This window comes from Mycobacterium sp. 852002-51613_SCH5001154 (assembly GCF_001667425.1).
GTDB lineage: Bacteria > Actinomycetota > Actinomycetes > Mycobacteriales > Mycobacteriaceae > Mycobacterium.
In genome coordinates this window covers 1-11,131 of sequence record NZ_LZII01000056.1, presented here as the reverse complement: position 1 = coordinate 11,131, position 11,131 = coordinate 1, and the positions used below count along the sequence as shown (strand labels likewise).

The window sequence follows — 11,131 nt, the reverse complement described above, 5'->3', positions numbered from 1 at the left end:
AAAGGCCGCGATGAGTAGTCACCGGACGACCTTCAACCACGTCGGATTGTGCGTCTCCGATCGCGAGCGGTCGCGGCGGTTCTACGAGAATGTGCTGGGGTTTCAGTTCTGGTGGGAGCTCGATCCGCCAGACGGCCCCACCGCCAAGCTTGTGCAGCTCCCTGAGCCGCTCGGGGTGCATGCGACCTACTTGGTGCGCGACGACTTTGTGCTCGAACTGATGGACTACTCGAAGCGTCAAGTTCACGCCGGGTCGGAGCGCGTGATGGATCAGATTGGGCTGACACACATCTCGTTCTCGGTGTCCGATCTTGCCGGCGCGTTGGGAAAGGTCGAGGAGTTCGGGGGAGCCGTGGTCGACGGGACGGCGACCGAGGCGATGGCGATGATTCGCGATCCGGATGGGCAGCTGCTTGAGTTGCTATCGGATGCGTGGTTGTCGGCGTTGCCGCCACGGCCCTAAGACGCGTTCGTCGAGTTCCGGCGGCGGCTAATTGCTTGACCTGGCCCCATCCTCGCTGGCCAAGGACTCATAATCCGTACGTCGCGGATTCGAGCCGTCCTGCTCATGTCCGGCATCGCAACTTAATGACCGAATCAGTTGTAGGCCGTGCTTCCTGCGACGGGATGCGTCGTACTGATGATCTTGGCTGCGCAGTGGTCCCGATCAAATCCCTGGTTCCGACACCACGCCAGCGCACCGCCGGAGTCGCCAAAAGTAACGCCGGCCACGGTGACCCAGAAATCCGTCGCTGAGAATGTCGTCCAGTCGCCGGACCACAGCAGCCGCACGTTCGAGTACCGCTGCCTCAGCTGAAGGTGCTCTTGGAGGGTCATTGCGTTGTCCCACACATGGCCGTTGTCGAAGACCCCGGGACGCTTGGAACTGAGTTGCGGCACCCAGTGGTCCGCGAGTTGCGCGCTTACCCAGGGCCGGTCGTCATTCGCGATCTGGCGGAGCTCCTGAACAGGGTCTTGCGGCGCGGATGTCGCTGTATTGGGGGGACCCTGGGCAGGGTTCGTCGCCGAGGAAGATTCAGTAGGGTATGAGCTCGTCACGGGATTGGTGTAAGGCACCAGCGACGACGGCGGCGAGTCCGAGTTGTTGGAGTCCCGGTGCGCGAGAAGGCCGATGACAACACCGACGCCGCCCACCAAAGCCACCGCTACCCCGATAGAGACCCCCACGACGAACTGCCTTGAGCGTCCTTGGTCAACGTTGGCTGTCGGCGTCGGACCCGTTGCAGGATAGGCGTATTGGGCATTGAACGGCGGATAGCTACTAGGCGCACCGATTTGTCGGGGCGCAAGCAGCGTGTCCGCGAGTGGCGCGCCAGATGGTTCTGCGGACAGTGCGCGCTTGGCGGCGCGTCCCAGGGCGCCGGCGCTCCCGTAGCGGTCGTCGGGGTCCTTTGCCATTCCGCGCGCAATGACCTCGTCGAGGGCTGCGGGGACCCGTGGATTGACGGCACTCGGTCGTGGCGGTGGCGACGAGATATGCGCGCCAATGACCTGCTGGGCGCTGTGCGCCGGGAACGGCTTCGCGCCGGTCAGCGCCTCGTACAGGACGCAGGCCAGCGAGTAGATGTCCACCGACGCCGTCACTTCCCCGTCGCCGAATCGTTCCGGGGCCATGTAATCGAAGGTGCCGACCTGGTACCCGGCCATCGTCAGGTGCGTGTCGCCCTTGGCTTCGGCTATACCGAAGTCGACCAAGTATGCGAAATCGTCGCGCGTGACGATGATGTTCTGGGGCTTGACGTCGCGATGGATTAGTCCTTCAGCATGGGCAGCGTCCAACGCCGCCGCGATCTGAAGGATGATGTCGGTCGCTCGCTCCGGTTCGAGGGGGCCCTTCTCGAGCATGTCGTGCAATGTCTGTCCGCGTACCAACCGCATGTCGATGTACAGAACGCCGTTGATCTCTCCCCAGTCGTGGATGGGGATGACATGCGGTTCCTGCAGGACTGCTGCGGCATGGGACTCGCGCAGAAATCGCGCACGGTATGTCTCGTCGTCGGCATACCGGTCCGTGAGTAACTTGAGCGCGACTGTTCTGTCTTTCTTGGTGTCGTATGCCTCGTACACCTCACCCATTCCGCCCTGGCCGAGCAGCCGCCGGATCTCGTACCGCCCAAAAGTTCCGCCTAGGAGTGACGTCACAGCACACTTCCTTCTCTTCGCTGCGAACAGTGTCCGTCCAATTGACTCCCGTTACAGAGCAGTTTGCCCAGGATGAGTTGGATTTATGCGATAAAGGTTCGGACGGCAGCGCTGGAGTGGACAAAACGGCGTTTTCTCGTCTTATTCGACATCTGATCAATGAAAGGACGACCCGGGTCAATCGCATGAACGATGGTTTGCTGTCGCCCTTAGACCCGCTTGAACCACAATCCCCCATACGGCGGTCGAGAATTGGACTTGATACAGATTTGATGCGCTGTCATTAGAGCGGCCACGCTGATAGCCCGGGGAGCCTCATCGGAAGCGCCTGACCACTCATCGGGATGTAAGTCGTTCAGGTTGAACAACGGCCCCCCATCGCGAGGGGTGACCTCGCCCGTCGACCGATTCACGTCGACGTTGCCGTGGTCGAGATGGATGCACCAGAGGTTGTCGCTCTCGGCAAGACGCTGGAGAAATGTCCGGACGCCCTCGACATCATTGAACGTCGCCGAGTAGCCGGCGTACTCGTCGAGGCGAGTGACCTGGTAGGCGCCACCCTGAAGGGCAGACGTGTCGAGTTTGTAGCCGTAGCGGCCCAACTCTGTGTTGAGTTCGTCGTCGATGCTCATAGCACCGCGAGGTTAGCCCGATTCCGCCTCCTGATCGTGAAAATCACGGGAATCAGATCCGGCGAGCTGATCTCGTCTCTAGCGCGCGTCCTGACATATGGACCTCACCGGCATGGACCGCGGAGGGCGTCGCTTTTTAGCGAGCGGATACTGCCCAGCATGGATGAAACCCCCGCCGTCACCAGTCTGCGCGCCGTCGGGCGTGGCGTGGATCGCCCAGAGCACGTTGTGGTGGCCGCCGACGGCCGGGTGTTCGCCTCCGACAAGGGTTCTGCCGTCGCAGAACTCATCGATGAGCGCACCGTTCGGCACATCGGGCAGGCGGGCGGCGAGCCGAACGGTATTGCGCTCGACGGCAACGGCCACTTCCTGATCGCCAATTGGGGCCTGGGAGTGCTGCAGGATCTCGACCCGGTGACCGGCGCGATCACGACCATCCTCAGTGGACAACTCGACGGACGCCCGCTGCGGTGGTTGAACTTCGTCCTGGTGGATTCGACTGGCGCCCTGTGGTGTTCGGTGAGCACGGTGGCGGACGACCTCATGGATACCATCGCGCGCGGCACCGCTGATGGGTTCATCATTCGGGTCGCACCGGATCGCCAATCGGCGCAAGTGGTCGCCGACGCGGTGAACTTCCCGAATTGCATGGCGCTCGACCGCAACGAGGACTACCTCTACGTGGTCCGAACGGTGGCCGCCGACGTGGTGCGATTCCCGATCGAAGGCGAAACACTCGGACCGCCAGAGCGATTCGGCCCGTCGCTAGGGGACCGGCGTCCCGACGAGTTCGGCCCCGACCATGGCCGATTCCTGGCCGACCAGGAGGTCGGCCGCCGGTGGGGGATGGCCGACGGATGCGCGTTCGACGCCGAGGAAAACCTCTGGGTCACACTGGTTCTCGCCAATAGGATCGTGGCGATCCGCCCGGACGGCACGGCGACAACCGTGATGGAAGATCCCGACGGAGCGCTCTTAAACGGCCCGACCAGCATCGCCTGGGGCGGACAGGACATGCGCGACATCTACATCGGTTCGATCCAAACCCCCTACGTACTCAAGGGCAGAAGCTCGCTTCCCGGGCTGCCGCTGATTCACCAGCGCTAGCCGTCCGACGGCCCGGGCCTCATGAAGTCCGGCAGCGCATCGTCCGGGTTGGCCGGGATCATCGACTCGCCTAGCCCCCACAGCTGCCGAATCATGGCACCGCCGTCGACGACGAGGGTCTGGCCGGTGACGCGGGCGGCCAGCTCGGAGGACAGGAACAGCGCGGCGTTGGCGATGTCGTGCGCGCGGGGCGCCGCCAGCGGATTGATTCCGTTGACGGCGTACTCGTTCGGCGGCTGATCCTCGTTGCCGGAACCCACATTGCCCGGCGCGACCGCGTTGGCGCGAATCCCATAGCGGCCCAGTTCATCTGCGAACGTCTTGACCAGCGAGATGACGCCGGCCTTGGCGGCGCCGTAGGCGGCGTGGTAGGTCGCCGCCGCAATGCCGTCGACAGAGGCGACCGCGACCAATGATCCACCGCTGCCTTGGCCGATCATGTACCTGGCCGCGGCCTGAAAGAGGTAGAACACCTGGGTCAGGTTGTAGTGGATCGCCGCGCCCCACAGCTCGGTAGTGAAGTCCTCGACCTTCGACCAGGTCGCACCACCGATGATGTCGACGCACACGTCAACACCGCCTAGCGCCGCGACGGCGTCATCGATCGCCCGACCAACCTGCACGGGGTCGGTCATGTCGGCGACGATCGGGACGGCAGTGCCGCCCCGGCCGACGATCTCGCCGGCAATGTGCTCCGCGCGCTGCTCGTCGATATCGATGCAGGCCACCGAGGCGCCCGCTTCGGCCAGGGCCAACGACGTGAACCAGCCGTGGCCCGCACGCTCCGGGATGTAGCCCGCACCCGACACCACCGCGCGCTTGCCGGATAGCCCCAAATCGATCACGTCGACCTCCTCTGCGCGCCAAGCACTTTAGCCGCGAGCCGTTGATGGTCTACGGCGGTACTGGTGGAGTATCGAGGCAGCCCCGACCACAGTCAATGACGACGCACTGTGCCCAGTCAGGACGCGGACTGGTGTTCCTCGAGTTCAGGGCCGCTCGCCTGAGGGGGTTCATCGCTACCTTTGCCCCGGAACGGGCCCGCTACCTGCCCGCCCAGGTAGACGACCCCCCGGCCGGCAGCCACAAGCACACGGCCCGTCACGCTTCCGACGGCTTCGAGGGTGGCCAGGGCGGCGTCGAGCACGCTCGGGATGTGGAAGTCCTCCCAGGTATCCACCTGGTGCTGACGGGCCGCGGCGAAGCGGTCGAGCTCGTCGCGCAGGGCGCCGCGCTGCTTGGCCAGTTCGCGTACCGCCCAGAACCGGAAGCCGTCGATGGCCGCCGTCTTCCCGAATTGGTCGAGGATTTCCTTCGCGCTCCGGTAGATGTCGAGGTCTTCACGCAGATGATGGTCGACGAGCTCGCGAGCCTCGTCGATCGCGCGCAGCAGCTGCTCGGGCTCCTTCGCCTCGATGCGGGCGAGGTTCAACCGCTGCCACTTGTGCAGCGCCTCCTCGGCGATCACCAGCAGGCTCAGGGTGTCGCCAAGCCGGTTCTCGCTGATGGCATTTCGCAGCTTTCCGGCGCGCTGCTGCACGGGCAGCTCATGATCGAAAGACGTAAGGATGCGGCTCACGTGGTTGCGTAGTTGCTCGACGGTCACGTTGAGCGCCGGCCCCAGCATGGCCACCGAATCCCAGTAGGCATCGGGCAGCGACCCGTACTTGTCTAACGAGTCGACCATCCGCGAGATGGTCAGGCTGGTGCCCAGCACGTCGCCGGCGCGCTGCGCGCGGGCGACTTCGAGCACCGATTCGACCTTGTCCTCCACCCGCCGCACGGCGTCTTCGACCTCGGCGACCGCGGACTTCAACGCCACCTGCACCGCGATCATCTGCGCCGACAGCATCACCTCCGGGCCGAGCAGCTCCGGTCGCCATTGCAGCTGGGCCAGGAGCTCGCCGGCATCGGCGCCCGTGGTCAGCCGGAAGATGCCGTCGCTGAGGGGAACGAGGTTGCCTTCCCTCAACGCGTCCACGGTGTCGCGCTGCAACTGCACGTACTTGCCGGAGTCGGCCAGGAACGAAGCCAGCCCGGCGATCGCCGCGTTCGCGAGCGAGGCACTGTCGATGCCGGCGACGCGCATGGCGTGGCCGGCGGTCGCGCGCAGCCGCATCAGATAGGACTCCACCGCGGCAGGGTCGCCGCCCAACAGCAGGGATTCGTCCTGGAATGCCACCACGACATCGTCGTTATCGATCGTCGCCGACAGGTCGGACACCTCGGCTGTGCTCACGGCACCTCCTGATCCTTCGGCATCCCAGCAAGCGTGCCAAGAGTTAACAGGAATTTGTCGGCTAGCAAACCCGGACATTACACCCATGTGTTCGGCTGACCGCTCAGCTTTGCCAGGTGTTGGGTAGGAGTTCACCCGGACCCACGCAGGGCCCCTGATGACGGACGGATCCGCGCCCGAAAGCGTCCCCCGTAACCTTCATCTGTGACCGCGCGCAAGCCCCCGCGTCTGTCCGTGGAGGACTGGCTGCAGGCCGGCTACACGCTGCTCGCCGAGCAGGGGGTGCGCGCCCTGAAGATCGAGCGCCTGTGCCAGCAGGCGGGCGTCACCCGGGGCAGCTTCTACTGGCACTTCCGGGACATGGCCAGCTACCGGGCCGCGCTGGTCGAATCGTGGAACACCTTCCTCGAGAAGGACCGGCAGTCACTGGCCGAGCTCGACGCGCTGCCACCGCGAGAACGGCTGTCCGCCATGATGACCGCGCTGACCAGCCCGGGGCATTGGACGCTCGAACGCGCGATGCGCGAATGGGCCCGCACCGACCCGGCCGCGGCCGCCAATATCCGCGCGGCGGACCGGCGCCTGCTTCGCTCCGTCACCAAGGCCTACAGCGACTACGGCTTCACCCCGGACAACGCCAAGCTGCGCGCCGAGCTGACGTTCGCCGCCGGCATCGGGCTGCTGCACCTGGCCGGTTCGGCGCAGCAGGCGCAACAGATCGCGCAGGGGGAACGCTTCCTCGAGCTGATGCTCAAGGACTAGACCATCGCGATGGGGGAGATCTTGGCGCCAATTGCCAACGCGCCGGCCAACTCTCGGCTCACGTCGTAGTCGAACACCACGTGCCCGGCCGCGATGTCAACGTCGCGTTTGAAGCGCTGCAACGGATTCGACAGGAATTGCGCGCTGGCGCCGGAGGCGTCCAGCAAATCGGCAATCACTGCCTTGCTCTCGTGCACCGTGTGGGCGGCCGCCAGCCGCGCCTCCGCCCGCACCGATCGGTGCACCCGCTCGCCGGCGGCCACCATCCGGTCGATCCCGCCGGCCGTCTCGTCGACCAGCGCCCTGAGAGCCCGCAACCGCACCCGCGCACTCGCCAGCCGGATCTGGGCGGCGGGCTGATCCTTTTGCGCCGCACCGCTGTACGCCAGGACGCGCCCGCCCAGCCGTTCGGCGAACAGCTCGGTCACCCGCTCGGCGGCGCCGAGCACCGGCATCGACGCCACCAGCGCGAGCGCGGGGACCATCGGCCAGCGGTACGTCGGCACCCCATGCGCGTTCGCCCCCGGCGCCGTTCCGCCATAGATGTCGGCCACCGCGACCGTGCGATGTTCCGGAACGAAGATGTCGGTGACGACGACGTCGTGGGAGCCGGTGCCCCGCATCCCGGCGGTCTGCCAGGTGTCGACGACCTCGACCTGGTCGGCGGGCACCAGCACGAGTGCGGGATCGATGCGGTCCGGCCGCTCGATCAGCGCCCCGACCATCACCCAATCCGCGTCCATCGCGCCCGTGGCCCACGACCAGCGGCCCGTCAGGCGCACCCCGCCGTCGGCCGGGGTACCGCGCCCGGTCGGGGCCAGGGGAGCGGGCGCGAGCACCGGCCCGGAGGCGAAGACCTCCTCCTGGACTTGCATGTCGAATAGCGACAGCATCCAGTTGTGTAGGGCGTAGAAGCCGAGCGTCCAGGCGCTGGACGCGCACCCGTGCGCCATGCGCCGAATCGGTTCCAGCAGTTCGGGAAACGACGCCTGGATGCCCCCGAAGCGAGAGGGGAGCAACAGCCGGAACAGCTCGGTATCCCGGAACTCGGCGACCGTCGCCGCGGGCAGCCGGCGCAGCCGCTCGGCCTCGTCGGCGCGCTCGGCGAGCCGGGCGACGAAGTCGTCGGTGATCCCGTACGTCGGGCGAGTGTCGACCGCAGACATGGCGCCGACCGTACCATACTATTTTGTACGGTCACGTAAGAGGTTCGAGGAGAACGGCTCTCAGCCCAGATCGTAGGAATCCCGGGACACACGGAAGTAATGCCCGGTGCTGCTGTCGGTGCATGTCATGCCCGACGGCTCGCTGTCGCAACTGATCGTCCCGGCGGACTTGGTCTGGCCGTAGTCGAGTGTCGGCTCGCCGGCGACGCGCAGGGTGTCGCCGTGACAGTGGATGGCGGCCGGTTGACCCTGGGTAAGGACGAAGCGGTTACCCCAGGCGAGGTGTTTGCCGCACTCCGGGGGTGGCGGTGGCTGGTAGTCGAAGTCGCTGATGTCGCAGGCGACAAAGGCGCTGTCCAGCACGCAGTAGATGTTCCCGGACGGAGATTGAAAGTTCAGGGTGTCGGCGCGTGCGATCGCGGGCGCACCGGTGGCCGCCGCAACCATCGCGCCGATGACGAGCGCCTGCCGAATCATTTGCTGAGCCTAGGCGCTGATCCGCTCGCTCGGGGCGGAAAGCCGAGAATCTTGCCGGTAGGCGTTTCCTCAGTTGGACCGGATCCGCAGTTGCTCGCGCGTGTGTTTCTCGACGAACAGCGGAACGAAATCGCGGACGCGGCTGTGCGTGAAGCGGGCATGCTCTTCGCGGACGAGGGCGTCGACGACCTCCGATGGGACTTGCGGGAACTCGTCGACCAGTTGCCGCTCGATGTCCGCCAACAGCATCTCTTCGTTGACCTGCGTGACCTTACCCATGAGCGGGGGGTTCCCGATCGGCGTTCGCCGTCAAACGGATTTCGCGTTAAGGCGGTGCTGCGATCCCGTGAACTGGCCGCACGCCCGTAACAGAGCGGCCGCTCTGTTACTATGCCGGAATGCCCCGGCCACGTGTTCACGATCAGGACCAGATCCTGGATGCCGTCGAACGGTTGGCCGTGCGGTCCGGGCCGGCATCGGTCACGATCAGAGCCGTCGGCGACGCGATCGGGGTCTCCAATGGCGCGCTGTACCACACGTTCGGTTCGCGGGCGGGACTCGTCGGGCGCGCCTGGTTGCGGGCCGGGCACCGATTCCTCAGCGCGCAAAGCGAATTGATCGACGCGGCGCCCGAGGGGGATGGCGTCGCCGCCGTGGTGGCGGCGGCCGAGGCGCCCGCCGTCTTCGCCGAAAGCTACCCGGAGTCGTCGCAGCTGCTGCTCACCGTCCGCCGCGACGAGCTGCTGGGCCCGCAGACGCCGCCCGACATCGCGACGCAGCTGCGCGACCTCGACCGGCTGCTGGTGGAGACCATGATTCGGCTGGCCCGCCGCCTGTGGGACCGCAAGGACGCCGCGGCCGTCGACGTCATCACCACCTGCATCGTCGATCTGCCGACCGCGATCCTATTGCGCCGCAACAGGATCAAAGATCCCGACGCGCGGGAGCGGCTGCGCGCCGCGGTCCGTGCCGTGCTCGACGTCGGGGAGCCCCGGCGCACAACCAAAGAGAAGGACACGCCATGACCCCGACATTCAGCTGGGACGACAAGATCGCGGTGCTGCACCTCGGCGAGGACGAGAATCGGTTCTCCCCAAAGTTTCTCGACTCGATCAACGAGCAGCTCGACGAAATCCAGCAGGCCGGCGCCCAGGGCCTGGTCACCACCGCGGGCGGCAAGTTCTACACCAACGGGCTGGACCTGGACTGGCTGGGCGCCCACTCCGACCAGACCCAGAGCTACGTCGCCCGGGTGCAGGCCCTGCTCGCCCGCGTCCTCACCTTCCCGATGCCGACCGCAGCCGCGGTGACCGGGCACGCCTTCGGCGCCGGCGCCATGCTCGCCATGGCCCACGACGTGCGGGTGATGCGCGGCGACCGCGGATTCTTCTGCTTCCCCGAGGTCGACATCCGGATTCCGTTCACCGACGGCATGGCCGCGCTGATTCAGGCCAAGCTCACGCCGCGCGCCGCGGTGGCCTCAATGACGACGGGGCGACGGTTCGGCGGGGAAGAGGCAGCCGAATTCGGCATCGTCGATGCGACCGCCGCCGAGGGCGAGGTGACCGCGGCGGCGACCGACCTGCTGCGCCCGCTGGGCGGCAAGGACCCCGGCACCCTCGGTGCGATCAAGCAGACCATGTTCCGCGAAGCGGCCCGGGCGTTGACCGACGTCTGATTGCTACCATCGCGCGATGCGTGACCACCCCGGGCGGCTGGGACCCGTTTCCCGTCGCGACGCGCTGAGACTGGCGCCGGCGCTGCTCGGCGCCGGGCTCATGACCGCTCCCCGCGCCGCCGCCGGCGTCGCCGGGTCGGCCGTCTTCCTCGACCCGGGCCACAACGCCGTGAACGACGCGTCCATCAGCCAGCAGGTGCCCAACGGCCGGGGCGGAACCAAGGCGTGCCAGACGTCGGGCGCCGCCACCAACGACGGCTATCCCGAGCACGCGTTCACCTGGGCGGTCGTGGCGCTGATCAACGAGTCGCTCAACGGAATGGGCGTCCGCACCCAACTGTCGCGGGGCGACGACAGTTCGGTCGGCCCCTGCGTGGACCAGCGCGCCGCGGCGGCCAACGCGATGCGCCCCGACGCGATCGTGAGCATCCACGCCGACGGCGGACCCGCGTCCGGCAGTGGATTCCACGTCAACTATTCGAGCCCGCCCTTGAACGAGGTGCAATCCGGCCCGGCCGTCCAGCTGGCCAACACCATGCGGGACGCCTTGGTGCAGGCCGGTTTCCAGCCGGCCAACTACATCGGCTCGGGCGGACTGTACGGCCGGGATGACCTCGCGGGCCTGAACCTCGCCCAGTACCCGGCTGTGCTCGTCGAACTCGGCAACATGAAGAACCCCGACGACGCCGCGCGGATGCAAAGCCCCGACGGCCGGGCGAGGTACGCCGCCGCGGTCACCCAGGGAATCGTCGGCTACCTGAACGCCAAAGCCGGCCAACAGTAGCCGAGCGGTCGCTCAGCCGCCAGAGAAGCCCCGGACCACAGGCGCCCCAGCGGTTCCCGCGTCGAGGTGGCTGGAGGCGAAGGCGACGCCTTTGTCGATCATGGCGCCGTCGTCGGCGTAGGT

Annotated in this window: 13 protein-coding genes and 1 pseudogene; 6 read left to right on the top strand and 8 right to left on the bottom strand. The window is 66.6% G+C overall.

Annotated elements, in window-relative coordinates; translation table 11 throughout:
• The first annotated feature begins 10 nt into the window (after positions 1-10).
• Positions 11-463 (top strand): VOC family protein, encoded by a 453-nt coding sequence (locus tag A5750_RS15430; protein WP_067263927.1) that lies wholly within the window; start codon positions 11-13, stop codon positions 461-463.
• A gap of 134 nt (positions 464-597) precedes the next feature.
• On the opposite strand, the gene A5750_RS15425 is transcribed toward A5750_RS15430, so the two are convergent.
• Both A5750_RS15425 and A5750_RS26125 read right to left on the bottom strand, forming a co-directional pair.
• Positions 598-2,163 carry a serine/threonine-protein kinase gene (locus A5750_RS15425; RefSeq protein WP_067263924.1) on the bottom strand — a complete coding sequence of 522 codons (1,566 nt, stop codon included), beginning with the start codon at positions 2,161-2,163 and terminating at the stop codon, positions 598-600.
• A 209-nt stretch (positions 2,164-2,372) separates the two neighbouring features.
• Entirely contained in the window at positions 2,373-2,795 is a 423-nt protein-coding gene (locus A5750_RS26125; RefSeq protein ID WP_067263922.1) for a hypothetical protein, read from the bottom strand.
• Positions 2,796-2,954: 159 nt separating this feature from the next.
• Here A5750_RS26125 and A5750_RS15415 point away from each other — a divergent pair, with 159 nt between their 5' ends.
• Positions 2,955-3,902, top strand: a complete 948-nt coding sequence (locus A5750_RS15415) for an SMP-30/gluconolactonase/LRE family protein (protein ID WP_067263920.1) — start codon at positions 2,955-2,957, stop codon at positions 3,900-3,902.
• On the opposite strand, the gene A5750_RS15410 is transcribed toward A5750_RS15415, so the two are convergent.
• On the bottom strand, positions 3,899-4,747 hold the full coding sequence (locus tag A5750_RS15410; RefSeq protein WP_067263918.1) for an SDR family NAD(P)-dependent oxidoreductase: 849 nt from the start codon (positions 4,745-4,747) through the stop codon (positions 3,899-3,901). The two genes, A5750_RS15415 and A5750_RS15410, sit on opposite strands and share 4 nt — an antisense overlap.
• Positions 4,748-4,863: 116 nt before the next feature.
• Positions 4,864-6,117, bottom strand: coding sequence for a hypothetical protein (locus tag A5750_RS15405; RefSeq protein ID WP_369829489.1), 1,254 nt, complete (start codon positions 6,115-6,117; stop codon positions 4,864-4,866).
• 228 nt (positions 6,118-6,345) lie between these two features.
• Here A5750_RS15405 and A5750_RS15400 point away from each other — a divergent pair, with 228 nt between their 5' ends.
• A complete protein-coding gene (locus tag A5750_RS15400; RefSeq protein ID WP_067263915.1) occupies positions 6,346-6,903 on the top strand; it encodes a TetR/AcrR family transcriptional regulator in 558 nt (185 codons plus the stop codon).
• Here the strand turns inward: A5750_RS15400 and A5750_RS15395 are convergent.
• The 3 genes from A5750_RS15395 to A5750_RS15385 all read right to left on the bottom strand — a co-directional run bounded on the left by A5750_RS15395 (position 6,900) and on the right by A5750_RS15385 (position 8,825).
• Complete coding sequence (locus tag A5750_RS15395; protein WP_067263913.1) at positions 6,900-8,069, bottom strand: acyl-CoA dehydrogenase; 1,170 nt, start codon at positions 8,067-8,069, stop codon at positions 6,900-6,902. The genes A5750_RS15400 and A5750_RS15395 overlap by 4 nt on opposite strands.
• 60 nt (positions 8,070-8,129) lie before the next feature.
• Positions 8,130-8,546 carry a DUF6636 domain-containing protein gene (locus tag A5750_RS15390; RefSeq protein WP_066956751.1) on the bottom strand — a complete coding sequence of 139 codons (417 nt, stop codon included), beginning with the start codon at positions 8,544-8,546 and terminating at the stop codon, positions 8,130-8,132.
• A gap of 69 nt (positions 8,547-8,615) precedes the next feature.
• On the bottom strand, positions 8,616-8,825 hold the full coding sequence (locus A5750_RS15385) for a three-helix bundle dimerization domain-containing protein (protein ID WP_231989216.1): 210 nt from the start codon (positions 8,823-8,825) through the stop codon (positions 8,616-8,618).
• A gap of 119 nt (positions 8,826-8,944) precedes the next feature.
• On the opposite strand from A5750_RS15385, the gene A5750_RS15380 reads away from it, so the two are divergent.
• Genes A5750_RS15380 through A5750_RS15370 form a run of 3 tightly spaced genes read left to right on the top strand, consistent with a single transcriptional unit; the run spans position 8,945 to position 11,008 of the window.
• Positions 8,945-9,571 carry a TetR/AcrR family transcriptional regulator gene (locus A5750_RS15380; RefSeq protein WP_067263910.1) on the top strand — a complete coding sequence of 209 codons (627 nt, stop codon included), beginning with the start codon at positions 8,945-8,947 and terminating at the stop codon, positions 9,569-9,571.
• The gene (locus tag A5750_RS15375) at positions 9,568-10,224 is read left to right on the top strand and encodes an enoyl-CoA hydratase-related protein (protein WP_067263907.1); all 657 of its coding nucleotides are present in this window, start codon (positions 9,568-9,570) and stop codon (positions 10,222-10,224) included. Before A5750_RS15380 ends, A5750_RS15375 begins: the two co-directional genes overlap by 4 nt.
• A 16-nt stretch (positions 10,225-10,240) precedes the next feature.
• A complete protein-coding gene (locus tag A5750_RS15370; RefSeq protein WP_067263904.1) occupies positions 10,241-11,008 on the top strand; it encodes an Rv3717 family N-acetylmuramoyl-L-alanine amidase in 768 nt (255 codons plus the stop codon).
• A 12-nt stretch (positions 11,009-11,020) separates the two neighbouring features.
• Here the strand turns inward: A5750_RS15370 and A5750_RS26635 are convergent.
• Positions 11,021-11,131, bottom strand: a pseudogene (locus A5750_RS26635) (cutinase family protein); the annotation flags it as partial.